The following is a 26726-nucleotide window of genomic DNA, read 5'->3' on the forward strand; positions in this document are numbered from 1 at the left end:
GCCCCGAGCGTTGATCTCGCAGATGGTTAATCTGCTGATCTGTCAGTTGTGGACGCTCATTTGGGGACGGGAGGACGGAATGGCTGCACTCACCTGGCTGCTGATTCCGCTTTTCGCTGCTGTCGGCGCGGCGATATGGGCGAGCTGGGCCGCCCGCAATCGCACGACCGGCGACATCGCGGAACTCGCCGGCTACAGCCGGTTCCGAGAGGCGATGGAGAAATCCCACGCCGGAACCGAGCCCGCCTGACCCCCTTCTGCGCGCTCCTCGCGCCCCGGCCAGTACGCGGATGCCGACCCTCCCCGTACGGACCGGCCCCGGCGGTGCACTGACAGGCACGTCCCGTACTGTCGTTCCATGCCACGCCGCACCGCGACGATGCTCGCCTCCACCTTGATCCTGATCGCGCTGCTCTGCGCAGGCGTCCTCATCAAAGTGCCGTACTCGGAGATGTCGCCCGGCCCCACGGTGAACACTCTCGGCGAGGCGCGTGGCGAGCCCGTGCTGCAGATCTCCGGGCACAAGACCTACCCGACGACCGGCCACCTCAACATGACGACGGTCAGGGTCACCGGTGCGGACTACAACATGAACCTGGTCGAGGCCGTCTACGGCTGGCTGGCCCATGACAACAAGGTCGTGCCGCACGACACGCTCTACCCCGACGGCAAGACCGAGGAGCAGTCCTCGCAGGAGAACGCCGAGGAGTTCAGTCAGTCCCAGGAGAGCGCCAAGGTAGCCGCGCTCAACGAGCTGAAGATCCCGGTGAAGTCCTGGGTCATCGTGGCGTCCGTGGTCAAGGGCAGCCCGGCCGAGAACAAGCTGCACGCGGGCGATGTGATCAAGTCCGTCGACGGCTCGCCCGTCAAGGAGCCGGCCGACGTGGCGAAGCTGGTCACCAAGCACCGCCCGGGCCAGAACGTGGTCTTCGCGGTCGTCCCGGCCAAGGAGGCGGCCGCGGCGGAGAAGGCGGGCAAGGAGCCCGAGGGCACCGAGAACGTCACGATCACCACGGAGAAGGCCAAGGAAGGCGACCGGGCGATCGTGGGGATCCAGGCCGGGACCGACCACACCTTCCCGTTCAACATCGACATCAAGCTCGCGGACGTCGGCGGCCCGAGCGCGGGGCTGATGTTCGCCCTCGGCATCGTCGACAAGCTGACGCCCGGCGATCTGACCGGCGGCAAGTTCATCGCCGGTACGGGGACGATCGACGACGCGGGCAAGGTCGGCCCGATCGGCGGCATCGAGATGAAGCTGATCGGCGCGCGCGGCGCGGGCGCCCGCTACTTCCTGACGCCCGCCGAGAACTGCGCGGCGGCCGCCTCGGACACGCCCAGTGGGCTGACCCTGGTGAAGGTCTCCACCATCGACGACGCGACCAAGGCGCTGGAGAAGCTCCGCAAGGGCGACACGGCCGGTCTGCCGAGCTGCTCGGCGAAGTGACCGGCCGCGCCCACGCGCGCGTGGAGGTGTCGCGAGAGTGCGTCCCGCACCACGCGCGCGCAGGCGCACCCGTCTCGTAGCGTCAGTACCGCGTGTTACTCGGCGAAGGTCGCGACCAGCGCCTCGGCGAGGCCCGGGACCAGACCGGCGCCGGTGAGCACCTCGGTCGGCGAGTCCTTCTCGCGCAGCCGTACGGCCGACTCGCGGGCGCCGTCGCGCAGCACCGCCACGGTCATCCGGACCTCCTGGCGGTCCGGGTGCTTGGCCACCCACTTCGCCAGCTGCTTGTCGTTCATGCCCTCGGGCACGGACGTCTCGGCCGACGGCGGAAGCATCAGGCGCTCCACGGTCAGCGCGCAGCCGACCACCGCGGCCGGCCAGGCGATGGTGCCGAGGAAGTCGTCGAGGGCCCGGCCGGCCGGGATCTCGTCCTGCTCGATCGGGGTCAGCGGGGCGGCGGCGTCGCCCTGGTCGAGGCCGAGCTGGGAGGCGAGTCCCGGCTCCTGGGTACGGAGCTTGGCCGTGTCGACGAGGGCGAACAGGCGGGCCGGCTGGTCCCAGCCGAGACCGGACGCGTACTCGTCGATTTCCAGCACTGCGCGGGTGAGGGGGCTCGCGGCCATCGGGGGGCCGGAGGGGGAAACGTTGGACATGAGCAACATCCTGCCCTCTTTCACCCCGGGATCGGGAACTGAGTAAAGCCTCAGTAAGTTGCATGAGTGGGCTCTACGATCGCGGGGCCTGCTCAATCGACAGCTAACTTCGAGGTGCGCACCTTGGCTTTCCAGATGCCGGACCGCGGCGGAGGCCCGTCCGGGCCACGGATCAGAGTCGGCCGGCCGTCCCGCCGGGTCCGGACCCTGCTCATGACACTGGGCATCCTGGCCGTGCTGGCCATGGTGTTCGTCATGTTCGCCGGGTTCTGGACGGACTGGCTCTGGTACCGATCGGTGCACTATTCGTCCGTATTCACCACCACCCTGTGGACCAAGATCGGCCTGTTCTCGGTCTTCGGCCTCCTGATGGCCGTGGCCGTCGGCCTCAATATCTGGCTGGCGCACCGGCTGCGTCCGCCGCTCAGCGCGATGTCGCTGGAGCAGCAGAGCCTGGACCGCTACCGGATGGGCATCGCCCCGTTCAAGAAGTGGCTGCTCCTGGGCATCACCGCGCTCGTCGGCCTGATCGCCGGAGCCTCCGCCTCCGGGCAGTGGCGCACCTGGCTGCTGTGGGTCAACGGGGTGCCGTTCGGGCAGAAGGACCCCCAGTTCCACCTGGACGTGTCCTTCTACGCCTTCGACCTGCCCTGGTACCGGTTCCTGGTCGGCTTCGGCTTCGCGGCCACCGTGCTGTCCCTGATCGCCGCCGCCCTCACGCACTACCTGTACGGCGGGCTGCGGATCACCAGCCCCGGCGCACGCGCCACCGGCGCGGCCACCGGGCACCTGTCGGTGCTGCTCGGCGTCTTCGTCGCCCTGAAGGCCGTGGCGTACTGGCTCGACCGGTACGGGCTGGCGGTGAAGTCCAGCGACTTCAAGGCCAGCAGCAACTGGACCGGCCTGCGGTACGTGGACGCCAACGCCTATCTGCCGGCGAAGACGATCCTCTTCTGCATCGCCGTCATCTGCGCGCTGCTCTTCTTCGCGACGCTGTGGCGCCGCACCTGGCAGCTTCCGGTGATCGGCTTCGGCCTGATGGTCCTCTCGGCGATCCTGATCGGCGGGCTCTACCCGGCGATCGTCCAGAAGTTCCAGGTCCAGCCGAACGAGCAGGCCAAGGAAGCGCCGTACATCCAGAAGAACATCGACGCCACGCGCAAGGCGTACGGCATCGATGCCACCGAGGTGAAGGACTACAAGGGGACGACCGCGGCGGAGGACAACGCCAAGCTGCGCGCGGACGCCGACACGGCCGCCAGCTACCGGCTGATCGACCCCAATGTCGTCACCCCGGCCTTCCAACAGCTCCAGCAGGAGCGCAAGTACTACCAGTTCGCCGTACCGCTGGACGTGGACCGCTACACGGACAAGGACGGCAAGGAGCAGGACACGGTCGTCGGTCTGCGTGAGCTGAACCTCAACGGCATCGACAAGCGCAACTGGATCAACGACCACTTCACCTACACCCACGGCTACGGCGTGATCGCGGCCAAGGGCACCAGCGTGGACTCCACGGGCTCCCCGGACTTCACCCAGTCCGGACTGCCCACCACCGGCCAGCTCGGCGACTACGAGCAGCGGATCTACTACGGCGAGAAGACCGAGCAGTACTCGATCGTCGGCGGTCCGCAGAAGGAGCTCGACTACGAGGCCGAGGGCAAGGGCCAGGAGACGACGAGCTTCAAGGGCAAGGGCGGGGTCAACCTCTCCAACCCCTTCAACCGCGCCGCGTACGCGGTGGCCTTCAGCGAGCCGCAGATCCTGTACTCGGGAGCCATAGGAGAAGGCTCGAAGATCCTCTACAACCGCACCCCGAAGCAGCGCGTGGAGGCGGTCGCCCCGTGGCTGACCATCGACGGCGACCCCTACCCGGCCAAGATCGGCAAGCGGATCCAGTGGGTCGTCGACGCGTACACCACGACCAACGGCTATCCCTACGCTTCGCGTACGACGCTCGGTGAGACGACGGCGGATTCGCTGACCACCCGCCAGCGCGCGGTGGTGGCCCAGCAGAACCAGGTCAACTACATCCGCAACTCGGTGAAGGCCACCGTCGACGCGTACGACGGCACGGTCACGCTGTACCAGTGGGACACCAAGGACCCGGTCCTGAAGACCTGGATGAAGGCGTTCCCGGGCACGGTGAAGCCGAAGACCGACATCTCTCCGGAGCTGCTGGCCCATCTGCGGTACCCGCAGGACATGTTCAAGGTCCAGCGCGAGCTGCTCACCCGCTATCACGTCACCAACCCCGCGCAGTTCTACAGCGGCAGTGACGCCTGGCAGGTGCCGGACGACCCGACCAACAAGGACGGCGTCGCGGTTCCGCCGTACTACCTGTCGATGAAGATGCCGGGCGCCGAGGCGCAGGGGAAGAAGTTCTCCCTGACCACGACGTTCACGCCGAACGGACGGCCCAACCTGGGCGGGTTCATGGCGATCGACGCGGACGCGGCGAGCAAGGACTTCGGCACGATCAGACTGCTCAGAGTCACGGACAACGTCCAGGGCCCGCAACAGGTGCAGAGCAAGCTGAACGGTCTGCCGGAGGTCGCCGAGTTCGTACGGAACCTGCGCGGCAGCGACTCCGAGATCGACTACGGCAATCTGCTGACCGTGCCACTGGGCGGCGGGTTCCTGTACATCGAGCCGGTGTACGCGCGCGGTGGCTCCGCCAACTACCCGCTCCTGAAGAAGGTCGGCGTCTCCTACGGGGACAAGACCGTCTTCAAGGACACCCTGGCGCAGGCGCTGAACGCGGTGTTCGGCGTGGACGGCTCCGAGCCGCCCGCGACCAAGCCGCCGACGGACACCACCAAGCCACCGTCCACCGGGACGAACGCCACGGTGGAGCAGGCCATCAAGGACGCCCAGAAGGCATGGGACGACGGCCAGAAGGCGCTGCAGAAGGGCGACTTCGCGGCGTACGGCAAGGCTCAGCAGGAGCTCCAGGCGGCGCTGCAGCGGGCCGCCGAAGCCGAGTCCAAGGCCAAGGGGTCCACCGGCGGAACCACCGGCGGCGGGTAAACCGGTCAAGGCTCCGTTCCGCGTCGTGATACGTTGTATTCACCGACGCGGGGTGGAGCAGCTCGGTAGCTCGCTGGGCTCATAACCCAGAGGTCGCAGGTTCAAATCCTGTCCCCGCTACTCACGGACGAGGGCCCGGATCCATCAGGATCCGGGCCCTCGTCGATTTGTGCGTCCGGATGTGCCTCTGCTGCGTTTGGCTTATCTCTCTGTGGGCATGTCGACAAAACGCTGAAGTGACCTCACTGGCTGCGGTATACCAGGTGTACGGCGGTTGCGGGTGGTGCGACGATGGTATTTATGGGGGACAGGGCAACTCTGTTGGAGACAGGGCGGTTTGCGCGGATGCGCTCCGATGACGCCGCCGATGCCGAGACCGAGGCACGGCACCGGCGTGCTGCCGACAGCGGCGACGCCGCGTCCATGAGCGTTCTCGGATCCCTGCTGCTGCGCCGCGGCGACCTCGACAGCGCCGAGCCCTATCTGCGCGGCGCCACCGCCGAGGGAGACCGCGCCGCGGCCAACAACCTGGGCGTGCTGCTGCACCAGCGCGGATACGCCGACGAGGCGGCCGGATGGTGGCGCATCGCCGCCGTCGCGGGCTCCGCCGCCGCGGCGCACGCGCTGGGCCGGCACTACCGCGAGCGCGGTGACGAGCCGGCGGCCGAGTACTGGCTGCGCCAGTCCGCCGAGCAGGGCCATGCGCTGGGGGCGTACGCCCTCGCGGACCTGCTGGAACACCGCAGTGACGTGGGCGCCGAGCGCTGGCTGCGCGCCGCCGCCGAGCAGGGCCACCGGGAGGCCGCGTACCGCCTCGCCCGGCTCATCGACCAGCGGGCCGAGCACGACGGCGGCGAGCCTGACATCGCTGTCGAGGCGGAGCCGGATGCCGAGGGCAGGGCGGCCGAGGCCGAGCAGTGGTACCGCCAGGCGGCCGCGCGCGGCCACCGGCGGGCCGCGCTGCACCTCGGCGCGATCCTGGAGAAGCGCGGCGAGCTGAAGGAGGCCGGGCGCTGGTATCTGACCTCGGCCAAGGATGGCGAGGCCAAGGCGGCCTGCGCGCTCGGGTTCCTGCTGCGGGACGCGGGCGACGAGGAGAGCGCGGCCGTGTGGTGGCTGCGGGCCGCCCAGGACGGCGACGGCAACGCCGCCAACGCGCTGGGCGCGCTGCACGCCGCCCGGGGCGAGCCGCAGACCGCCGAGCGCTGGTACCGGGCGGCGATGGACGCCGGGGACGACAACGGGGCGTACAACCTGGCGCTGCTCTGCGCCGCCCAGGAGCGGACCGCGCAGGCCGAGCAGTGGTACCGGCGGGCCGCGTACGCGGGGCACCGCGAGGCGGCCAACGCGCTCGCCGTACTGCTGCTCCAGGCCGGCGACGCGACCGGCGCCGAGCCGTGGTTCTCCAAGGCGGCCGAGGCGGGCAGCGTGGATGCGGCCTTCAACCTGGGCATCCTCTTCGCCAGCCGCGACGACGACCACGCCGCCCTCAAGTGGTACGAGCGGGCGGCGGCGGCCGGGCACACCGAGGCGGCCCTCCAGGTCGGTATGGCGCTGCTCAGGGACGGCGAGGAGGCGGCAGCCGAGCGGCATCTGCGGTGCGCCGCCGGCGGCGGCAGTGCGGAGGCGGCGTTCCGGCTCGCCACCGTGCTCGACGCGCGCCAGCCGCCGCCGGGCGCGCCGGTGCTCGGCGAGCCGGTGGCCGAGAAGACGGAGTGCGAGGAGTGGTACGAGCGGGCGGCCGGGCAGGGGCACCGGCGTGCCCAGGTCCGCGTCGGCATGCTCGCGGCGGCCCGGGGCGACCAGGACGGCGCCGCGCGCTGGTACCGGGAGGCGGCCGAGGCGGGCAGCCGCAACGGCGCCTTCAACCTCGGACTGCTGCTCGCCCGCGAGGGGCGGGAGCGGGAGGCCGCGCTGTGGTGGACCCGGGCCGCCAACGCGGGGCACGGGCGCGCGGCGCTGCGCCTCGCGCTGCTCGCCGCGCGGTGCGGGGAGCTGGCCGAGGGGCAGCGGTGGTGCGCCCGAGCCGTGGAGCTGGGGCCTGCGGAGGTGGCGGAGCGGGCGGCGCGGCTGCGGGAGGCGCTGCACCAGGAGCTGACGGCGTAGGCGCCCGACGGCTCGGGCGCCGCGCAAGCGGGGTTGCGCCAATCGGGTTTGCGCTGGTCGGCGGGGTGACGTACTGTTGGGTTCACCGACGCGGGGTGGAGCAGCTCGGTAGCTCGCTGGGCTCATAACCCAGAGGTCGCAGGTTCAAATCCTGTCCCCGCTACCAAGTATTCAGGGCCCGGATCCAATGGATCCGGGCCCTGTTTCGTATGTTCCCGCAGGGGGCGCGGTGGCAGGGAAGCGCGGCGCGGAGCGCCGCCCCCCGTCGGCCGCTCTAGGCCGTCGCGCAGTTCGGGCAGATCCCCCGGTAGGTGACCTCTACGTCCGAGATCGTGAAGCCGAAGCGTTCCGTCGCGGGGAGGTCGGAGAGCGGGTTGCCCGTGGGGTGGACGTCGCGGATCGCGCCGCACCGTGCGCAGACCAGGTGCTGGTGGGGCTGGTGCGCGTTCGGGTCGTACCGCTTGGCGCGGCGGTCCGTGGAGACCTCGATGACCTCACCCAGCGTCACCATCTCGCCCAGCGTGTTGTAGACGGTCGCGCGGGAGATCTCGGGGAGCTTGGCCACAGCGCGCGCGTGGACCTCGTCCGCCGTCAGGTGCATGTGATCGCCGTCGAGGACCTCGGCCACGACGCGCCGCTGTGCGGTCATACGCCAGCCGCGTCCGCGAAGTCGTTCCAACAGGTCACTCATAAGGGCCAGCCTAACAGCCGGGGGAGCGGTATCCCGAACGGGTGTGACTTTGGATGGTCACTTGACTTAGACAATGTCCATTGTAGGATCGGAAACGGCAAACGCCAAGGGACAGGACTTGCAGGTAATGACGCAGGAGGCGCACGTGACGCAGGGACCGCTCACCACGGAGGCCGGCGCGCCGGTGGCCGACAACCAGAACAGCGAGACCGCTGGCGTCGGCGGTCCGGTGCTTCTCCAGGACCAGCTGCTCCTGGAGAAGCTCGCGCACTTCAACCGGGAGCGCATCCCGGAGCGCATAGTCCACGCGCGCGGCGCGGGTGCGTACGGCACGTTCACGCTGACCCGTGACGTCTCGCAGTGGACGCGCGCGAAGTTCCTCTCCGAGGTCGGCAAGCAGACCGAGACGTTCCTGCGCTTCTCCACCGTCGCGGGCAACCTCGGCTCGGCCGACGCCGTGCGCGACCCGCGCGGCTTCGCGCTGAAGTTCTACACGGAGGAGGGGAACTACGACCTGGTCGGGAACAACACCCCCGTCTTCTTCATCAAGGACGCCATCAAGTTCCCCGACTTCATCCACACCCAGAAGCGCGACCCGTACACGGGCTCCCAGGAGGCCGACAACGTCTGGGACTTCTGGGGTCTGAGCCCCGAGTCGACGCACCAGGTCACCTGGCTCTTCGGTGACCGCGGCATCCCGGCCACGCTGCGCCACATGAACGGGTACGGCTCGCACACGTACCAGTGGAACAACGAGGCGGGCGAGGTCTTCTGGGTCAAGTACCACTTCAAGACCGACCAGGGCATCAAGAACCTCACCCAGGCCGAGGCCAACAAGCTCGCCGGTGAGGACCCGGACAGCCACCAGCGGGACCTGCGCGAGGCCATCGAGCGCGGCGAGTTCCCGAGCTGGACGGTGCAGGTGCAGATCATGCCCGCCGCCGACGCCGCGGGCTACCGCTTCAACCCGTTCGACCTCACCAAGGTGTGGCCGCACGAGGACTACCCGCCGATCGAGATCGGCAAGCTGGAGCTCAACCGCAACCCGGAGAACATCTTCGCCGAGGTCGAGCAGTCCATCTTCAGCCCGGCGCACTTCGTGCCCGGCATCGGCCCGTCCCCGGACAAGATGCTCCAGGGCCGCCTCTTCGCGTACGGCGACGCGCACCGCTACCGCGTCGGCATCAACGCCGACCACCTGCCGGTGAACCGCCCGCACGCCACCGAGGCGCGCACCAACTCCCGCGACGGCTATCTCTACGACGGCCGCCACAAGGGCGCGAAGAACTACGAGCCGAACAGCTTCGGCGGCCCGCGGCAGACGGACCGTCCGCTGTGGCAGCCGGTTGCGGTCACCGACGCGACGGGCAACCACGCGGCCCCGGTCCACGCCGAGGACGACGACTTCGTCCAGGCGGGCAACCTCTACCGGATGTACTCCGAGGACGAGAAGGCCCGGCTGATCGAGAACCTCTCCGGCTTCATCGCCAAGGTCTCGCGCGACGACATCGCCGAGCGCGCGATCGACAACTTCCGCAAGGCGGACGCAGACTTCGGCAAGCGGCTGGAGGCCGCGGTCCAGGCCCTGCGCGGCTGAACAGCACTGGATCGCTTGTCGTAGGCAGTCAGAGGGCCGGATCCCCGCGGGGGCCCGGCCCTCTGCGCGTGCGCGCTCAGCCGACCAGCTCAGCCGACCAGCTCGGCCGGGTGGCGGCGGCCGGGGGCCCAGCAGCGGATGATGTCCCGGACCGAGACCACGCCGACCGGACCGTCCCCGTCGAGGACGATCAGATGCCGGAAGCCGCCGTGCGACATCGCGTCGGCCGCCTCGTCCAGGGTCCAGCCCGGCGCCGCGAAGACGACGTCGGTGGTGGTGTGCGTGCTCGCGGTCTCGCGGTCCGGGTCCTGGCCCTGGCCCAGGGAGTTGAGGATGTCGCGCTCGGTGAGGATGCCGAGCCCGCTGGTGTCGGTGTCGAGGACGACGGCCGCTCCGACACGGCGCGCGGCCATCAGCCGGGCCGCCTGGCGGAGGGTGTGCGCGGGTCCGATGGTGAGGACCACCGTGCTCATGGCGTCACGGACGAGCATGGATGGAGCCACCTCCTTGGTGAACCCCCGTGCCCCGTACGGAAGTACGGGGTAACGAGAACGGATTCACAAGTTCACAAGTGGGGGGACTCCTAGAGTTGCATCAGGCTTGCGCGTCAACAAGAGGGTGGTAGAGGTCAGTTGAGGGGCGCGTAAAAGTACGACCCACGCCCCTCTCGCGCCTCAGCCGCGCGACCGCGCCGGGGACGCGCCTCAGTCCGCCGTGCCCACGTGGTTCAGCAGCTCGTCGTGGAGCAGGCCGTTGGAGGCCGCCGCGTTGCCGCTGTGCGGGCCCTCCCGGCCGTCCAGACCGGTGAAGACGCCGCCCGCCTCCTGCACCACGATCACGTTCGCCGCCATGTCCCACAGCGACAGCTCCGGCTCGGCGCAGATGTCCAACGACCCCTCGGCGACCATCATGTACGGCCAGAAGTCGCCGTACGCGCGCGTGCGCCAGCACGCCCGGGTCAGATCCAGGAAGTCGTCGAGCTTGCCGCGCTCCTCCCAGCCGCTCAGCGAGGAGTACGCGAACGACGCGTCCGCCAGCCGCGACACGCTGGAGACCCGCAGCCGGGTCGCCTGCGACAGACTGCGGCCGGTGTACGCGCCGTGCCCCTTCGCGGCCCACCAGCGCCGGTTCAGGGCGGGCGCCGACACCACGCCGACCACCGGCCGGTAGCCGCCCTCGCCCGCCTCCATCAGCGAGATCAGCGTCGCCCAGACCGGCACCCCGCGCACGTAGTTCTTGGTGCCGTCGATCGGGTCGATCACCCAGCGGCGCGGACCCGTGCCCTCCAGGCCGTACTCCTCGCCCAGGACCGCGTCCCGTGGCCGTGCCCGCTGGAGATGGCCGCGGATCAGCTCCTCGGCGGCCTTGTCGGCCTCGCTCACCGGCGTCATGTCCGGCTTGGTCTCGACCTTCAGGTCGAGCGCCTTGAACCGGTCCATCGTGGCGGCGTCGGCGGCGTCCGCGAGGACGTGGGCGAGACGCAGATCATCGTGGTAGTCGGGCATGGCCACCACCGTATAGACCAGCACCTCCGGCGACCACATGGCCCGGGATGCGGACACCGGCCGGTGTACCCGTACCGCCCGACCCGGCTATTGACAGTGCCGGGGCACGCGTCAACCCTGAGGACAGCCTCCCCCAAGCTCTCACGGCGCAGGGGGGACCCCCATCGGCCCGGGGAGGCGCGATGCCCACAGCGCGAGAAGCCTTACTGGACGCGACTCTCTCCGCGCTCTCCACACGGCCCTGGTCGGCGGTGCGGATGGTGGACGTGGCCTCCGCCGCGGGGGTGTCCCGGCAGACGCTCTACAACGAGTTCGGCAGCAAGGAGGGCCTCGCCCGCGCCCTGGTGCGGCGCGAGGCCGACGTCTATCTGCGCGGGGTCGACCGCGTCCTCGCCGAACGGGCGGTCCCGGCCGACCGGCTGGTCGCGCTCGCCGAGTGGACCGTGCGCTCGGCCCGCACCAGCGCGCTGATCCGGGCGCTGCTCACCGGCTGCTGGGGCGAGCGGCTGCCCGCCCCGCGCGCACACCGCACATTCGGCGCGCACTCGCCCATGCCGGCGCAACGGCGTGCGGACGCCGGGGTTCCGGGTCCGTCCGAGCTGGTGGCGACGGTACGGGACCGCTCGCTCGCGGCGCTGGAGAAGGAACTGCCCGCGGTGGAGCCGGTGGAGCTGGCGCGCTGCTGCGAGACGGTGGTGCGGCTCGCCCTGTCGTACGTCATGGCGCCGGATCCGGGCCCGCCCGGGGCGCACGGCGGGGGCGGGCACGCGGCCCAGGTCCGCGCGATGCTGGCCCGCACGCCGATGCGGCCGGTGCCGTGAGTCTCCGCTGGAAACGGGTTCGTCGGCCGCGGGCTGTCTGTGGCTGGTCGCGCCCACGCGGCGGAGCCGCACATGTCACAGCCCCGCGCCCCTGAAGGGGCCCGCGGTCCGCTCAGGTACCCGTCAGTGCGCCGAGCCCGAGATCTGGAGGCCGATCACGCCCACGATCACCAGCGAGATCGACACCAGCTTCAGCGTGGAGACCACGTCGTCGAGGAAGACCATGCCGTAGATCGCGGTGCCCGCCGCGCCGATGCCGGTCCACACCGCGTACGCCGGACCCACGTCCAGCTTCTTCAGGGAGAGGGTCAGCAGACCGAACGAGCCGAGCGCGAAGGCCGCGAAGGCGATGGTCGGGCCGAGCCGGGTGAAGCCGTGCGACAGTTTGAGACAGACGGCGAACCCGGTCTCCAGGATTCCGGCGACCACCACCAGCAGCCACGCCATGTCCAGTGCCTCCCGCAACGCATAGGTGACTGCTCGTCAATGCTGGATGCGATTATGCACGGGGCGCCCGTCAGTCGCCCTCGTGGCGCTCCCGGCTGGCGAGCAGCCGGCGCAGCGAGTACAGCCGGGCCGGGTCGGCGTGCCCCTCCGCCACCCAGGCGTCGAGCGCGCACTCCGCCTCGTCGTGGCTGCACGCGCGCGGGCAGTTCTCGGTGCCGGGCACCAGATCCGGGAAGGCGAGGATGACCCGGGACGGGTCGACGTGGTGCAGGCCGAACGACCGTACGCCCGGAGTGTCGATCACCCAGCCGCCGTGCTCGCTGGCCAGCGGCAGCGCGAGCGCGGAGGTGGTGGTGTGGCGGCCGCGGCCGGTGACCGCGTTGACGTGGCCGGTGATCCGGCGGCGGTCCTCCGGGACCAGTGCGTTGACCAACGTCGTCTTGCCGACGCCGGAGTGGCCGACGAAGGCGGTGACCTTGCCGTCGAGCTGCTCGCGCACCCGGCCCGCCGCGTCGCCGTTGTAGAGCTCCTCGCGGGAGGTGACGACATGGGGGACGCCCAGCGTCCCGTACATCTCCAGGAGTTCGTCCGGCGGGGCGAGGTCCGACTTGGTGAGCACGAGCAGCGGTGAGAGACCCGCGTCGTACGCCGCGACCAGACAGCGGTCGATCATGCGCGGGCGCGGCTCGGGGTCGGCGAGCGCGGTGACGATGGCCAGTTGATCGGCGTTGGCGACGATCACCCGCTCGAACGGGTCGTCGTCGTCGGCCGTGCGGCGCAGCACCGAGCTGCGCTCCGAGATGCGCACGATGCGCGCCAGGGTGTCCTTGTCGCCGGACAGATCGCCGACGATCATGACCCGGTCGCCCACCACCGCCGCCTTCCGGCCCAGCTCACGGGCCTTCATGGCGTGGATCGTGCGGTCCCCGACGAGGCAGGTCAGCCGACCCCGGTCGACGGTGAGGACCATGCCCTCCGAGGCGTCCTCGTGCTTGGGGCGGATGTTGGTGCGGGGACGGTTGCCCTTGCGGTTGGGGCGGACCCGGATGTCGTCCTCGTCGGGGTTCTTGCCGTAACGGCGCATCTGCTCAGGCCCCGCTCAGTTTCCGGCCCCGGTCAGCATCCCGGTCCACATCCGCGGGAAGTCCGGCAGGGTCTTCGCGGTCGTCGCCACGTTCTCGATCTGGACGCCCTCGACGGCGAGGCCGATGATCGACCCGGCCGTGGCCATCCGGTGGTCGTCGTACGTGTGGAAGATGCCGCCGTGCAGCCGGCGCGGGCGGATGTGCAGACCGTCGGCGGTCTCGGTGACGTCGCCGCCGAGCTCGTTGATCTCCTTGGTGAGGGCCGCCAGGCGGTCCGTCTCGTGCAGCCGCAGATGGGCCACGCCGCGCAGCGTCGAGGGCGAGTCGGCGAGCGCCGCGACGGCCGCGATGCCCGGGGTGAGCTCGCCGACCTCGCTCAGGTCCACGTCGATGCCGTGGATCGAGCCGGAGCCGCTGAACACCAGGCCCCGGTCGGTGAGCTCGCAGGAACCGCCCATCTCGGTGAAGATCCGGCGCAGCTGGTCGCCCGGCTGGGTGGTGCGCTCCGGCCAGTCCGGAATGGTCACCTTGCCGCCGGTGATCAGGGCGGCCGCCAGGAACGGCTGGGCGTTGGAGAGGTCCGGCTCGACGGTGAGATCGCGGCCGAGCAGCGCGGACGGCGAGACCCGCCACACGTTCGGCTCGCCGCCGGTCTCCGGCTCGTCCACCTGCGCGCCGACCGAGCGCAGCATGTCGACGGTCATCCGGATGTGCGGCATGGACGGCAGCGAGGCGCCGGTGTGCCGCACCTCCACGCCCTGGTTGAAGCGGGGCGCGGAGAGCAGCAGGGCGGAGACGAACTGGGACGAGGAGGACGCGTCGATCCGGACCCGGCCGCCGTCGAGGGCGCCGCCGCCGTGCACGGTCAGCGGGAGCGCGCCCCTGCCGTCGTCGTCGATGCGGGCGCCGAGCGCGCGCAGCGCGTCGATCACACCGTTGAGGGGGCGTTCGTACGAGCGGGGGTCGCCGTCGAAGCGGATGGGGCCGTCGGCGAGGGCGGCGACGGGGGGCAGGAAGCGCATGACGGTACCGGCGTTGCCGACGTCGATCGTGGCGGGGCCGTGCAGACCGGCCGGGATCACGCGCCAGGCCTCGCCGGAGCCGTCGGGGCCGACGCCTTCCTCGATGCCGACGCCGAGGGCGCGCAGCGCCTCGGCCATCAGCAGGGTGTCGCGGGATCGCAGGGGGCGGCGCAGCCAGCCGGGCTCGGCGGCCAGCGAAGCCAGCACCAGGGCACGGTTGGTGACCGATTTCGATCCGGGCACGGTGACCGTCGCGTCGACGGCTCCGCTAGCGACGGGGGCGGGCCAGAGGGCGGGGTGCACGGGCGTTTCGGTCATGGCCCTCACTTTAGTGGGGGGAGAACCTAGAGTCCGAGCAGCCACCGTCCACCGCCGATGAGCGAGCAGATCGATACGGCGTGGAAGAGGAACAGCCAGAGCGCCGGTGGTACGTGGGTGAGCCGCCCGAGCTGGTCCGCGTCCGACTCGCCGCTGTTGTGCCGGCGCCGCTTGGCCTGGAGCTCGAAGGCCGGCCGTACGCCTCCGAGCAGCAGGAACCACACCACCGCGTACGCGAAGGCCGACTGCACATCGGGCGAGGTCAGCCAGGACACCAGCAGGAAGGCGGCGCCGCTGAGGACAACGGTGAGCACGCCGTACGCGTTGCGGATCATGACCAGCATCACCAGCAGCAGGGCGGTGGCGAGCCAGAGCAGCAGGGTGACGTGGTGGGCGGCGAGCAGCCAGGCGCCGCCGAGGCCGAGCAGCGGGGGAGCGGTGTAGCCGGCGGCGGCGGTCAGGATCATGCCGAGGCCGGTCGGGCGGCCCCGGCTCACCGTGAGGCCGCTGGTGTCGGAGTGCAGCCGGATGCCGTCCAGGCGGCGGCCCGTGAGCAGCGCGACCAGGCCGTGGCCGCCCTCGTGGGCGATGGTGATCGCGTTGCGCGAGACCCGCCAGACGCCGTGCGGGAGGACGACGGCGAGGGCGGCTATCCCGGTGACGATTACCAGCCAGTGGGCGGGTGCGGCCTGGGTGCCGAAGATGTGCAGGTCGGGCATTTCGTCGGCCATTTCCGGGACGGCTCCTCTTGATCGGCTGCCGCGTGGCAGTGTGACTGTCATGTGTGGGAGGTATGCAGCGAGTCGTGGTCCCGAGGATCTCGCGGAAATCTTTGAAATAGAGAAGTGGGACCCGGATCCGCAGGAGACGCTGGCGCCCGACTGGAACGTGGCCCCGACCAAAGAGGTCTACGCGGTCCTTGAGCGTCCACTGAAAGACGCGGACGACCGCCGTCCGGTTCGTCAGCTGCGCAAGCTGAAGTGGGGGCTCGTGCCGTCCTGGGCGAGCTCGCCCGAGGGGGCGGCGCGGATGATCAACGCGCGGGCGGAGACGGTGCACGAGAAGCCGTCGTACCGCCGGCCCTTCGCGGCCCGCCGCTGCATCATCCCGGCGGACGGCTACTACGAGTGGGTCACCGGGGCGGACGAGCGGGAGCTGGAGGTCGAGGGCAAGAAGAAGCGGGCGCGCAAGCAGCCGTACTTCATCTCGCCCGCGGACGGGTCGGTGCTCGCCATGGCCGGGCTGTACGAGTTCTGGCGCGACCGTTCGCTGCCGGACGACCATCCCGGGGCCTGGTGGGCGACGTGCTCGGTGATCACGACCGAGGCGGAGACGGGGCCGCTGGGTGTCGCTCCGTCCCCGGGGCCGTCGTCGCTGGCGGCGATCCATCCCCGGATGCCGCTGATGCTGCCGTCGGCGCGGTGGTCGGCTTGGCTGGATCCGTCCCTTACGGGTGTGGAGGAGCTTCGGGGGCTGCTTTCGGCGCCGCCGGAGGGGTTGATGCGGGCGTACGCGGTTTCGACGGCGGTCAGCAATGTGCGGAACAACGGGCCGGAGCTGGTGGAGGAACGGGAGGCTCCGGAGGAGCCGACGCTGTTCTAGGAGGTGGTTCTCCCGGGGGCTGCGCCCCGGACCCCCTGTTCGTCTGCGGGTCGGCTTGGGCTGGTCGCGCAGTTCCCCGCGCCCCTGAAGGGCGGGGCCTGCGGCCCCTGCCCCGCTCCCGGAGGGGCTGCGACGTGGCCGGACCCCTTCTGCCTTCAGGGGCGCGGGGAACTGCGCGACCAGCCCCCACCGGCCCGCGGAGAAGGAACACGCCCCCGGACGGGCAGCCCCGTAGACGCGGCTCCGCCCGGCAGGATGGGAGCCGTGACCCAGACCCAGCTCATCGAGACGCCCGCCGGGGACGCCCGGATCACCTGGTATCGCGGCGCGGGCGCCCGGCTCGTTCTCGCTCTTGGGCACGGCGCCGGTGGAGGCGTCGAAGCGCGGGATCTTCAAGCCATCGCCGCCGCGCTGCCCGCGCACCGCGTCAGCGTCGCCCTCGTCGAGCAGCCCTGGCGCGTCGCCGGGAAGAAAGTGGCGCCCGCGCCCAAGACGCTCGACGTGGGGTGGCGGGGCGTGTGGCCCGCCCTCGCGGCGCCGGGGCTGCCCGTCGTCGCCGGGGGGCGCAGCGCCGGGGCCCGGGTCGCCTGCCGGACCGCCGGTGAGCTCGGCGCGCACGCCGTGCTCGCGCTGAGCTTCCCGCTGCACCCGCCCGGCCGCCCCGAGAAGTCCCGCGCGGACGAGCTGCTCGGCGCCGGGGTGCCCACCCTCGTCGTACAGGGCGGGAACGATCCGTTCGGGCGGCCCGAGGAGTTTCCGGAGGGGGAGGAGCACACGTACGAGCTCGTGGAAGTGCCTTTTGGGGACCATGGGTTCGCCGTCCCCAAGCGCGCCTCCCTCGGCCAGGACGAGGCCTTGGGGATCATCACCGACGCGGTGGGGCGGTGGGCCGCCGCGCTTCCGGGAATGCCGGGTACCGGACCGCTGTTGTGACGGACGTAAACAACGGACGTAAACATCCGTAGGCCTGGTATTTCGTGGAGAGGGAGTCCGTCGCATGGGTTCGACCATCTGCCCCAGCCGCTCGCGCGCCTCCGACCTGGAGTGGACGGTGCTGTCGGCGGCGAAGACCGCTCCTATTCGAGCGGCGGGCGGACCGGATCGTCGTCTATCCTCCGATTCGAGTGGGTCCAGCTTCGGACTCGCCACACCGTTCGAGGAGGTGGGTCCGGTCACAGGGACCGACGACGACCACGCGGAAGAGTCGACCGCCCAGCGAAACGCGCGCTTCGAGCGGGATGCCCTCGGCTACCTCGACCAGATGTACTCGGCCGCGCTGCGCATGACGCGCAACCCCGCCGATGCCGAGGACCTGGTGCAGGAGACCTACGCGAAGGCGTACGGATCCTTCCACCAGTTCCGGGAGGGCACCAACCTCAAGGCTTGGCTCTACCGGATTCTCACCAACACCTTCATCAACTCGTACCGGAAGAAGCAGCGCGAACCCCAGCGCAGCGCCGCCGAGGAGATCGAGGACTGGCAGCTCGCGCGCGCGGAGTCGCACATGTCGACCGGACTGCGGTCGGCCGAGTCGCAGGCGCTGGACCACCTGCCCGACTCCGATGTGAAGGAAGCGCTCCAGGCGATCCCCGAGGAGTTCCGTATCGCCGTGTATCTGGCGGACGTAGAGGGCTTTGCGTACAAGGAGATCGCGGACATCATGGGTACACCCATCGGTACGGTGATGTCCCGGCTGCACCGGGGCCGCCGCCAACTGCGCGGAATGCTGGAGGACTACGCCCGTGACCGCGGGCTCGTCCCGGCCGGCGCCGGCGAGTCGGACGAAGCGAAAGGCTCGGGCTCATGAGCTGCGGAGAGCCGCACGAGACGGACTGCTCTGAGGTCCTGGACCATCTCTACGAGTTCCTCGACCACGAGATGCCCGACAGCGACTGCAACAAGTTCGAGGTGCACTTCGAGGAATGCTCGCCGTGCTTGGAGAAGTACGGGCTTGAGCAGGCCGTGAAGAAGCTGGTCAAGCGGTGCTGCGGGTCGGACGACGTCCCCGCCGATCTGCGGTCCAAGGTCATGGGCCGGATCGACCTGATCAGGTCCGGGCAGGCCGTGCCGGACCAGGACATCGTCACCGAGAGCTGACGCGGGGACAGAGCCACGCACGGAAGGGCCGCGACCGAGGTCGCGGTCCTTTTTCCGTTCCCCGGGCGTCACTCGAAGGTGCTAATCCGGCGGGACCGAAACGGTTCAATCCGACAATGCGCCTACTTGCCGTCCCGCGCGGGCCTATCCTCCCGATCCGGAGCAGGAGGGAGGCGTGCCATGGACGGACCGCAGCGGCGGACCCTGCCCTGGGGGGCGCGTGCCGTTCTGCTGGGCGCCGTGGTGGCCGCCGGGGCGTGCGCGTTACCCGTGGCGCGTGGAAGCGTCCCCTGGGGCGCGTTCGGGCTGCTCGCCGGTCTGTACGCGCTCTGCGAATGGCCCGCGCGCTGCCCCTTCCTTGTCGGCCGGGTCACCGTCCCGACCGGCTCCGGCTCCTTCTTCCCTGTCCTGCTCGCCGCCGCGTTCCTGCTGCCGCCCGCCGCCGCCGCGCTGGCCGCCGTCCCCGGCGCGCTCCTCGGCCGGGTCGAGCAGCCGCCCCGGGCCCCACGCCGCGTCTGGCGCGCCGCCCAGCTGGCGCTCGCCGTGGGCGCCGCCGCCGAGGTGCACGAACGGCTCGGCGGACGCGCGTCGCTCGGCGGCACCCCGGCGGCCCTCGCCCCCGACTTCCCGTACGTCCTGCTGCCCGCCGGGGCCGCCGCGCTGGTCTTCTGCGCGGTCCTGGCCGCGCTGGACGGGCTGATCCTGTGGACCGCCGAGCGGCTGCCCGCCCGCACCGCCTGGCGCGGGCTGCTGCTGCGCTCGCTGGCCCCGTACTGCGTCCACGGGCTCGCCGGGCTGATGATGGCCGTGCTCTGGCGCAGCCCGTACGGCCCGCCCGCCGCCCTCCTGGTGCTGCTGCCGATGTACATCTCGTGCTGGGTCTTCGCCCAGTACCACCGCGAGCACGCCGCCCACCAGGCCACCATCCGGGCCCTGGTGCAGGCCGTCGACATCAAGGACACCTACACGCGCGGCCACAGCGAGCGCGTCGGCCTCGCCTCCGTGCTGATCGCCCGCGAACTCGGCATGGAGGAGGGCCGGTTGGAGGTGCTGCGGTTCGCCGGGATCCTGCACGACGTGGGCAAGCTGGGGGTGCCGACCCGGCTGCTGCGCAAGGACGGGCCGCTCACCCCGCAGGAGCGCGCGGTGATCGAGCTGCACCCCGAGTACGGCCACGAGATGGTGCGCGGGATCGGTTTCCTCGGCGAGGCGCGCGCCGCGATCCTGCACCACCACGAGCGGCTCGACGGCAGCGGCTATCCGTACGGCCTGGCAGGTCCGCAGATCCCCGAGTTCGCCCGGGTGGTCGCCGTCGCCGACGCCTTCGACGCGATGACCTCGACCCGCTCGTACAGCCGCGCCCGGCCGGTCGGGGCGGCGGTCGAGGAACTGGAGCGGTGCGCGGGCCGCCAGTTCGACCCCGCGATCGTGCGGGCGCTGGTGCGCGCGCTCGACCGGCACGGCTGGCACCCCGCGGTGACGGCGGACGAGCCGGACCGGGGCGGGGGCACCGGACGAGGAAACGTCCCGGCCTGCGACGCCGCCCCGGCCGGGCACGCATGAGCCCCGCCGAGGCGCGTCCGCTGCCGGTCACCGTCGCCGGGGTGTACGGGGCCGCCGCCGCGCTCACCGTCTGGGCGCTGGCCTGGACCCTCTGGTACGGGGTCGTCGAGCCCGGGGTCGCGCTCGCCTTCGGGGGCCTCGTCGCCGTCGGGGAGCTGGCCCGCTGGGGGGACCGGGCCGGCGAGGGCACGGCGCGGGAGTCCGCGCCGCTCGGCTCGGCGGGCGCCCTCGCGTACGCCCTGCTCGGCCAGAACGCCGGGCACGCCACCCACCACGGCGTCCTCCAGGCCGTCGCCGTCGTCCTCGCCGCCGCCCTGGTCGGCGCCGTCCCGCACGTGGCCCTCGGCCGGGGCCCGACCCTGGACCAGGTGGCCCGGCGGGTGCTGACCGTCGCCTTCGCCGCCGCCTGCTTCCAGCCGCTCTACAACTCCGGCACGCTGGAGCTGTGGGTCGGGCACGGCCCGTACTACGCGCTCTTCCTGCTCCTCGTCCTCGTGCTCACCGCGCTGTGCGACGCGGTCGTCGCCGCCGCGCTGCTGCGCGCCCGCACCTCCTTCCCGTACGGCCCGCTGCTCCGCGACGAGCTGCGCGCGCTGCTCGGCGTCGGCTCGGCGGTCTGCGCAACCGGGGCCGTCATCGCGCTCGCGGTCGCCGTGGCGGGGCTGTGGGCGCTGCCGCTGTTCTGTGTGCCGCTGCTCCTCACCCAGCTGGCCTTCCGGCGGTACGCGGCGGTGCGCACCACCTATCGGCAGACCATCACCTCGCTCGCCCGGGCCACCGAGATCGCCGGGTACACCCAGCCGGGCCACGCCCGCCGGGTCGCGGTGCTCAGCCGGGCCGTGGGGCGCGAGCTGGGGCTCTCCGAGCCCGAGCTGACCGTCCTTGAGTACGCGGCCCTGATGCACGACATCGGGCAGCTCTCGCTGGTGGACCCGGTGCCCGCCGGGGCCACCGCGCCGCTGCCCGCCGCCGAGCAGCGCCGGATAGCCCTGCTCGGCGGGGCCGTGGTGCGCCAGACCGGGGTGCCCGCCGAGGTCGCGGTGATCGTGGAGCGGCAGGCCGACCCGTACCGCGAGCAGCCGCTGCCCGCCCGGATCGTGCGAACCGTCAACGCCTACGACGATCTGGCGGGCTCCCCGGGCGGCCCAGGGAGCTCCCTGAGCGCCCTGGAACAGCTGCGGCTCGGCACCGGCCGGGACTACCAGCCCGAGGTCGTCGAATCACTCGCACGCGTCCTGGCCAGGGGCTGTCTGACCCTGGTGTCACCTGGGTAACCCAGGAGTAATGAGCGGCCTTCCGGCCGGGCATGGTTGGATGCGAAAGAACCCAGAAAACTGGGAGACCGTAAGACCGGCTCGGAGGCAGGTCGGTCTGGGCAGGCGGGAATCGTGAGGATCTTCGGCAAGGGACGGCACCGGCCCTCCGCCTCGTGGCGGCAGGCCACGGACCGTGCGTTCACGCTGATCGGCGACGGCAGGTACGAGGACGCCGGCGCGCTGCTGACGCGCGCCGCGGACCTGGAACCGTGGCTCTCCGAGTCCTGGTTCAACCTGGCGCTGCTCCACAAGTTCCGGCACGACTGGGAACAGGCGCGGGCCGCGGGCCTGCGGGCCGTAGCGCTGCTCGACAAGGAGACCGGGGCCCCCGACTGGTGGAACGTGGGGATCGCCGCCACCGCGCTCCAGGACTGGCCGCTGGCCCGCCGCGCCTGGCAGGCGTACGGCCTCAAGGTGCGCGGCTACCAGGAGACCGCCACCGGCACCGCCGAGCCGTCCGGGATGGAGCTGGGCAGCGCGGCCGTGCGGCTCTCGCCCGAGGGCGAGGCCGAGGTGGTGTGGGGCCGCAGGCTGGACCCGGCGCGGATCGAGGTCCTGTCGATCCCGCTGCCGTCCTCCGGGCGGCGCTGGGGCGAGGTGGTCCTGCACGACGGGGTGCCGCACGGCGAGCGGACGGTCGCGGCCGGGCCCTCCTTCCCGGTCTTCGACGAGATCGAGCTCTGGGCGCCCTCGCCGGTGCCCACCTGGGTGGTGCTCCTGGAGGCCGCCACCGAGGCCGACCGGGACGCCCTTGAGCGGCTCGCGGCCGACGCGGGCTTCGCCGCCGAGGACTGGTCCTCGTCGGTGCGGCTGCTGTGCCGGGCCTGCTCGGAGTCGCGGATGCCCAGCGACGAGGGCGACGGCGAGCACCTGGACCCGCACGACCACAGCGAGCCGGGCCACCCGGGCCCGCTGGGCCACCGCACGGCCGGGGACCTGTGGGTGCCGGAGCGCGAATGCGGCATCGCGGCGCCGCCCGGCCTGGTGCGCGGACTGCTCGACGGCTGGGTCGCGGACAGCCCGGACAGCCGCGAGTGGCGGGATCTCGAAGAAGTCTGCTGACCGTGCCCTCAGGGCCTGTCCGGCGGATCTGGTCGGCACGCGGGGGTCTGGCACGCCCATCTGCGGCGTTGTCGTCGGTTGCCGACGCTCCGCGTCGACGCCCTCCTCCGCCTTGCAGCTGGACGCGCCAGACCCCCGCTCACCAGCACCGAAAGCCCACCCAGGGCCGAAGCCGACCAGATCCGCCGGACAGGCCCTAGGCTGTACGGGTTCGGAATCGGGTTTTCAGGAAGGCGTACGGCGGACATGTCGCAGCAGGAGACGGACCAGCAGGTCGCGAACGACGGGTTCGTCGTCGACACGGAGGACTGCGAGGAGCGCGAGGAGGCGTACCGCGCGCGTGGCACCGCCCGGCCGATCACGGTCGTCGGCAACCCGGTGCTCCACAAGGAGTGCAAGGACGTCACCGCGTTCGACGGCGAGCTCGCGCAGCTGATCGACGACATGTTCGCCAGCCAGCGCGCCGCCGAGGGCGTGGGCCTGGCCGCCAACCAGATCGGCGTCGACCTCAAGGTCTTCGTCTACGACTGCATGGACGACGAGGGCGTGCGCCACGTCGGCGTCGTGTGCAACCCGGTCCTTCAGGAGCTGCCGGCCGACCGCCGGGTCCTGGACGAGTCCAACGAGGGCTGCCTGTCCGTCCCGACGGCCTACGCCGAGCTGGCCCGCCCCGACTACGCCGAGGTCAGCGGCCAGGACGCCGAGGGCAACCCGATCAAGGTGCGCGGCACCGGCTACTTCGCCCGCTGCCTCCAGCACGAGACGGACCACCTGTACGGGTACCTGTACATCGACCGCCTCTCCAAGCGCGACCGCAAGGACGCGCTGAAGCAGATGGCCGAGGGCACCCCGCGCTACGAGGTCGTCCCGAACGCCTGACGCTCACCCCGACGTACGCGAAGGGGCCCCGCACCACACCGGTGCGGGGCCCCTTCGCGTACGTACGGCTTAGAACTCCTCGTCGAAGCCCACCGAGCCCTCGACCGCGACCTGGTACGCGGACGGGCGGCGCTCGAAGAAGTTCGTGAGCTCCTGGACGCCCTGGAGCTCCATGAACGAGAACGGGTTCGACGAGCCGTACACCGGGGCGAAGCCGAGGCGCTGGAGGCGCTGGTCGGCGACGCACTGGAGGTACTCGCGCATCGACTCGGTGTTCATGCCCGGCAGGCCCTCGCCGCACAGGTCGCGGCCGAACTGGAGCTCGGCCTCCACCGCTTCCCTCATCATGTCGGCGACCTGCTGCTGGAGCTGGTCGTCGAAGAGCTCCGGCTCCTCCTTGCGGACGGTGTCCACGACCTCGAAGGCGAAGTTCATGTGCATCGTCTCGTCGCGGAACACCCAGTTGGTGCCGGTGGCGAGGCCGTGCAGCAGACCGCGGCTGCGGAACCAGTACACGTACGCGAAGGCGCCGTAGAAGAACAGGCCCTCGATGCACGCGGCGAAGCAGATCAGGTTGAGCAGGAAGCGGCGGCGGTCGGCCTTCGTCTCCAGGCGCTCCAGCTTCTCGACCTCGTTGATCCACTTGAAGCAGAACTGCGCCTTCTCGCGGATGGAGGGGATCTCCTCGACCGCGTCGAACGCCGCGGCGCGGTCGTCCGGGTCGGGCAGATACGTGTCGAGCAGCGTCAGATAGAACTGGACGTGCACGGCCTCCTCGAAGAGCTGACGGCTCAGGTAGAGCCGCGCCTCGGGGGAGTTGATGTGCTTGTAGAGCGTCAGGACGAGGTTGTTCGACACGATCGAGTCGCCCGTCGCGAAGAACGCGACCAGACGGCCGATCATGTGCTGCTCGCCCGGCGTGAGCTTGGCGAGGTCGGCGACGTCGGAGTGGAGGTCGACCTCCTCCACCGTCCAGGTGTTCTTGATGGCGTCCCGGTAGCGCTCGTAGAAGTCCGGGTAGCGCATCGGGCGCAGGGTCAGCTCGAAGCCCGGGTCGAGAAGGTTCTTCTCGGAGTTGGTGGTCATTACTGGCAGGCCTCGCAGGACTCGGGGTTCTCAAGGGAGCAGGCGATCGCGTCGGCGTCGGGGGCCGCCTGCTGGACGGGGATCGGGGCGGCGGCCTGGGCGGCGCGGGCGATCCGGGTCGCCGGGCGCGAGCGCAGGTAGTACGTGGTCTTCAGACCCTGCTTCCAGGCGTACGCGTACATCGACGACAGCTTGCCGATGGTGGGCGTCTCCAGGAACAGGTTCAGCGACTGCGACTGGTCCAGGAACGGGGTGCGGGCCGCCGCCATGTCGATCAGGCCGCGCTGCGGGAGCTCCCACGCCGTGCGGTAGAGCGCGCGCACATCGGCGGGGATCCAGCTGAAGTCCTGGACCGAGCCGCTGGCGTCGCGCAGCGCCTCGCGGGACTGCGCGTCCCACACACCGAGCTTCTTCAGGTCCTCCACCAGGTAGCCGTTGACCTGGAGGAACTCACCCGAGAGCGTCTCGCGCTTGAACAGGTTGGAGACCTGCGGCTCGATGCACTCGTAGACACCGGCGATGGACGCGATGGTCGCGGTCGGGGCGATCGCGAGCAGCAGCGAGTTGCGCATGCCGACCGAGGCGATCCGCTCGCGCAGCGCCGTCCAGCGCTCCGGCCAATTCAGCTCGACGTCGTAGTGGTCGGGGTGCAGCACGCCGCGCGCCGTACGGGTCTTGTCCCACGCGGGCAGCGGGCCCGAGCGCTCGGCGAGGTCGCAGGACGCCTCGTACGCCGTGAGCATGATGCGCTCGGCCAGCTTGGTGGAGAGCGCCTTCGCCTCGGGGGAGTCGAACGGCAGGCGCAGCTTGAAGAAGACGTCCTGGAGGCCCATCGCGCCCAGGCCCACCGGACGCCACTTGGCGTTGGAGCGGCCGGCCTGCTCGGTCGGGTAGAAGTTGATGTCGACGACCCGGTCCAGGAAGGTCACGGCCGTACGGACGGTCTCGTCCAGGCGCTTCCAGTCGATCTCGCCGGAAGCGAGCACGAAGGAGCCGAGGTTGACCGAGCCGAGGTTGCAGACGGCCGTCTCGCCGTCGTCCGTGACCTCCAGGATCTCGGTGCAGAGGTTGGAGGAGTGGACCGTGTGGCCGGGCTCCGCCGTCTGGTTGGCGGTGCGGTTGGAGGCGTCCTTGAAGGTCATCCAGCCGTTGCCGGTCTGCGCCAGGGTGCGCATCATCCGGCCGTACAGGTCCCGGGCCGGCATCGTCTTCTGGGCGAGACCGGCCGCCTCGGCCTTGCGGTAGGCGGCGTCGAACTCGTCGCCCCACAGGTCGACCAGCTCCGGCACGTCGGCGGGGGAGAACAGCGACCAGGTGCCGTCCGCGTCCACCCGGCGCATGAACTCGTCCGGGATCCAGTGCGCCAGGTTCAGGTTGTGCGTGCGCCGGGCGTCCTCACCCGTGTTGTCGCGCAGCTCCAGGAACTCCTCGATGTCGGAGTGCCAGGTCTCCAGGTAGACCGCGGCCGCGCCCTTGCGCCGCCCGCCCTGGTTGACGGCCGCGACCGAGGCGTCCAGCGTCTTCAGGAACGGGACGATGCCGTTGGAGTGGCCGTTGGTGCCCCGGATGAGCGAGCCGCGCGAGCGGATGCGGGAGTACGAGAGGCCGATGCCGCCCGCGTGCTTCGACAGGCGTGCCACCTGGTGGTAGCGGTCGTAGATCGAGTCCAACTCGTCCTGCGGGGAGTCCAGCAGGTAGCAGCTGGACATCTGGGGGTGGCGGGTGCCGGAGTTGAAGAGCGTCGGCGAGGACGGCAGGTAGTCGAGCCGGCTCATGAGGCCGTACAGCGAGGCGACCTCGTCGAGCGCGCGCACCGAGTCGTCCTCGGCCAGGCCCGCCGCGACCCGGAGCATGAAGTGCTGCGGGGTCTCGATGACCTGGCGGGTGATCGGGTGCCGCAGCAGGTAGCGGGAGTAGAGCGTGCGCAGGCCGAAGTAGCCGAAGCGGTCGTCGGCGCCGTCCGCGAGGGAGGCGGTGACCAGCGCGTCCAGACGGTCCGCGTGCAGCCGTACGAAGTCGGCGGTGCGGTCCGCGATCAGGCCCTCGCGGTGGCCGACCTCGACCGAGTCGGAGAACGAGACCGAGCCCTGGGTCGCGGCCTCGTCGGCGATCGTGAGCGTCAGCAGCCGGGCGGCGAGGCGGGAGTACGCCGGGTCCTCGGAGATCAGACCGGCGGCGGCCTCGGTGGCGAGCCCACGCAGCTCCGCCTCGTCCGAGCGCGCGTTGCGGCCGCGCAGCGCGGCGGCGGCGACACGGCCGGGGTCGGTGTCCGGCAGATCGGCGGTGAGGTCGGTCAGGGTCCGCAGCAGGGCGGTCCCGGGGGCATCGGCCGGCTCTTCGGCGATCGCTGAGGCGGGATCCGCAGGGGCGATGGTCACGTGGGGGCACTCCTCGCTCGG

At 71.1% G+C, this 26726-nt stretch carries 24 protein-coding genes and 2 tRNA genes; 16 read left to right on the forward strand and 10 right to left on the reverse strand.

What is annotated here, in order from left to right:
• Positions 1 to 79: 79 nt before the first annotated feature.
• Positions 80 to 250, forward strand: a complete 171-nt coding sequence (locus OG965_RS26735; RefSeq protein WP_371654595.1) for a hypothetical protein — start codon at positions 80 to 82, stop codon at positions 248 to 250.
• A 108-nt stretch (positions 251 to 358) separates the two neighbouring features.
• Positions 359 to 1447 (forward strand): PDZ domain-containing protein, encoded by a 1089-nt coding sequence (locus tag OG965_RS26740; RefSeq protein WP_371654596.1) that lies wholly within the window; start codon positions 359 to 361, stop codon positions 1445 to 1447.
• A gap of 95 nt (positions 1448 to 1542) precedes the next feature.
• On the opposite strand, the gene OG965_RS26745 is transcribed toward OG965_RS26740, so the two are convergent.
• Positions 1543 to 2109, reverse strand: a complete 567-nt coding sequence (locus tag OG965_RS26745; protein ID WP_371654597.1) for a PPA1309 family protein — start codon at positions 2107 to 2109, stop codon at positions 1543 to 1545.
• Between the two features lie 126 nt (positions 2110 to 2235).
• On the opposite strand from OG965_RS26745, the gene OG965_RS26750 reads away from it, so the two are divergent.
• The 4 genes from OG965_RS26750 to OG965_RS26765 all read left to right on the forward strand — a co-directional run bounded on the left by OG965_RS26750 (position 2236) and on the right by OG965_RS26765 (position 7402).
• Positions 2236 to 5130 (forward strand): UPF0182 family protein, encoded by a 2895-nt coding sequence (locus OG965_RS26750; protein ID WP_371657068.1) that lies wholly within the window; start codon positions 2236 to 2238, stop codon positions 5128 to 5130.
• Positions 5131 to 5176: 46 nt separating this feature from the next.
• Positions 5177 to 5250, forward strand: a tRNA-Met gene (locus OG965_RS26755).
• 225 nt (positions 5251 to 5475) lie between these two features.
• Complete coding sequence (locus OG965_RS26760) at positions 5476 to 7236, forward strand: sel1 repeat family protein (RefSeq protein WP_371654598.1); 1761 nt, start codon at positions 5476 to 5478, stop codon at positions 7234 to 7236.
• 89 nt (positions 7237 to 7325) lie between these two features.
• A tRNA-Met gene (locus OG965_RS26765) sits at positions 7326 to 7402 on the forward strand.
• 108 nt (positions 7403 to 7510) lie between these two features.
• Here the strand turns inward: OG965_RS26765 and OG965_RS26770 are convergent.
• A complete protein-coding gene (locus tag OG965_RS26770; protein ID WP_371654599.1) occupies positions 7511 to 7927 on the reverse strand; it encodes a Fur family transcriptional regulator in 417 nt (138 codons plus the stop codon).
• A 127-nt stretch (positions 7928 to 8054) separates the two neighbouring features.
• Between OG965_RS26770 and OG965_RS26775 the strand changes: the two genes are divergently transcribed.
• The gene (locus OG965_RS26775) at positions 8055 to 9524 is read left to right on the forward strand and encodes a catalase (RefSeq protein ID WP_371657069.1); all 1470 of its coding nucleotides are present in this window, start codon (positions 8055 to 8057) and stop codon (positions 9522 to 9524) included.
• 89 nt (positions 9525 to 9613) lie between these two features.
• On the opposite strand, the gene OG965_RS26780 is transcribed toward OG965_RS26775, so the two are convergent.
• Positions 9614 to 10015 carry a cyclic nucleotide-binding/CBS domain-containing protein gene (locus tag OG965_RS26780; protein ID WP_371654600.1) on the reverse strand — a complete coding sequence of 134 codons (402 nt, stop codon included), beginning with the start codon at positions 10013 to 10015 and terminating at the stop codon, positions 9614 to 9616.
• 213 nt (positions 10016 to 10228) lie between these two features.
• Positions 10229 to 11029: a histidinol-phosphatase gene (hisN, locus tag OG965_RS26785; protein WP_371657070.1), complete on the reverse strand. Its 801-nt coding sequence runs from the start codon at positions 11027 to 11029 to the stop codon at positions 10229 to 10231.
• Between the two features lie 182 nt (positions 11030 to 11211).
• Here hisN and OG965_RS26790 point away from each other — a divergent pair, with 182 nt between their 5' ends.
• Positions 11212 to 11850: a TetR/AcrR family transcriptional regulator gene (locus tag OG965_RS26790; protein WP_371654601.1), complete on the forward strand. Its 639-nt coding sequence runs from the start codon at positions 11212 to 11214 to the stop codon at positions 11848 to 11850.
• A gap of 123 nt (positions 11851 to 11973) precedes the next feature.
• Here OG965_RS26790 and OG965_RS26795 read toward each other — a convergent pair whose 3' ends face one another.
• The 4 genes from OG965_RS26795 to OG965_RS26810 form a co-directional block, all read right to left on the reverse strand.
• Entirely contained in the window at positions 11974 to 12297 is a 324-nt protein-coding gene (locus OG965_RS26795; RefSeq protein WP_329401624.1) for a multidrug efflux SMR transporter, read from the reverse strand.
• 70 nt (positions 12298 to 12367) lie between these two features.
• Positions 12368 to 13381 carry a ribosome small subunit-dependent GTPase A gene (gene rsgA / locus OG965_RS26800; protein WP_371654602.1) on the reverse strand — a complete coding sequence of 338 codons (1014 nt, stop codon included), beginning with the start codon at positions 13379 to 13381 and terminating at the stop codon, positions 12368 to 12370.
• A gap of 15 nt (positions 13382 to 13396) precedes the next feature.
• On the reverse strand, positions 13397 to 14722 hold the full coding sequence (aroA, locus tag OG965_RS26805; protein ID WP_371654603.1) for a 3-phosphoshikimate 1-carboxyvinyltransferase: 1326 nt from the start codon (positions 14720 to 14722) through the stop codon (positions 13397 to 13399).
• Between the two features lie 26 nt (positions 14723 to 14748).
• The gene (locus OG965_RS26810) at positions 14749 to 15453 is read right to left on the reverse strand and encodes a M50 family metallopeptidase (RefSeq protein WP_371654604.1); all 705 of its coding nucleotides are present in this window, start codon (positions 15451 to 15453) and stop codon (positions 14749 to 14751) included.
• 49 nt (positions 15454 to 15502) lie between these two features.
• On the opposite strand from OG965_RS26810, the gene OG965_RS26815 reads away from it, so the two are divergent.
• From OG965_RS26815 to def, 8 genes are all read left to right on the forward strand, one after another.
• Entirely contained in the window at positions 15503 to 16324 is an 822-nt protein-coding gene (locus OG965_RS26815; protein WP_371654605.1) for an SOS response-associated peptidase, read from the forward strand.
• Positions 16325 to 16579: 255 nt separating this feature from the next.
• Positions 16580 to 17257 (forward strand): alpha/beta family hydrolase, encoded by a 678-nt coding sequence (locus OG965_RS26820; protein WP_371654606.1) that lies wholly within the window; start codon positions 16580 to 16582, stop codon positions 17255 to 17257.
• A gap of 229 nt (positions 17258 to 17486) precedes the next feature.
• Positions 17487 to 18131 (forward strand): sigma-70 family RNA polymerase sigma factor, encoded by a 645-nt coding sequence (locus OG965_RS26825; protein ID WP_371657071.1) that lies wholly within the window; start codon positions 17487 to 17489, stop codon positions 18129 to 18131.
• Entirely contained in the window at positions 18128 to 18421 is a 294-nt protein-coding gene (rsrA, locus tag OG965_RS26830) for a mycothiol system anti-sigma-R factor (RefSeq protein ID WP_371654607.1), read from the forward strand. The genes OG965_RS26825 and rsrA overlap by 4 nt, the downstream gene beginning before the upstream one ends.
• A gap of 180 nt (positions 18422 to 18601) precedes the next feature.
• The gene (locus tag OG965_RS26835) at positions 18602 to 19984 is read left to right on the forward strand and encodes an HD-GYP domain-containing protein (RefSeq protein WP_371654608.1); all 1383 of its coding nucleotides are present in this window, start codon (positions 18602 to 18604) and stop codon (positions 19982 to 19984) included.
• Positions 19981 to 21258, forward strand: a complete 1278-nt coding sequence (locus tag OG965_RS26840; protein ID WP_371654609.1) for an HD-GYP domain-containing protein — start codon at positions 19981 to 19983, stop codon at positions 21256 to 21258. Before OG965_RS26835 ends, OG965_RS26840 begins: the two co-directional genes overlap by 4 nt.
• A gap of 114 nt (positions 21259 to 21372) precedes the next feature.
• The gene (locus tag OG965_RS26845) at positions 21373 to 22362 is read left to right on the forward strand and encodes a tetratricopeptide repeat protein (protein WP_371654610.1); all 990 of its coding nucleotides are present in this window, start codon (positions 21373 to 21375) and stop codon (positions 22360 to 22362) included.
• Positions 22363 to 22608: 246 nt separating this feature from the next.
• Positions 22609 to 23241, forward strand: coding sequence for a peptide deformylase (gene def, locus OG965_RS26850; protein ID WP_371654611.1), 633 nt, complete (start codon positions 22609 to 22611; stop codon positions 23239 to 23241).
• Positions 23242 to 23310: 69 nt separating this feature from the next.
• On the opposite strand, the gene OG965_RS26855 is transcribed toward def, so the two are convergent.
• On the reverse strand, positions 23311 to 24327 hold the full coding sequence (locus OG965_RS26855) for a ribonucleotide-diphosphate reductase subunit beta (protein WP_371654612.1): 1017 nt from the start codon (positions 24325 to 24327) through the stop codon (positions 23311 to 23313).
• Positions 24327 to 26705, reverse strand: coding sequence for a ribonucleoside-diphosphate reductase subunit alpha (locus OG965_RS26860; protein ID WP_371654613.1), 2379 nt, complete (start codon positions 26703 to 26705; stop codon positions 24327 to 24329). The genes OG965_RS26855 and OG965_RS26860 overlap by 1 nt, the downstream gene beginning before the upstream one ends.
• Between the last annotated feature and the right edge of the window lie 21 nt (positions 26706 to 26726).

Origin of the sequence: Streptomyces sp. NBC_00224 (genome assembly GCF_041435195.1) — a bacterium.
Classification (GTDB): Bacteria; Actinomycetota; Actinomycetes; order Streptomycetales; family Streptomycetaceae; genus Streptomyces.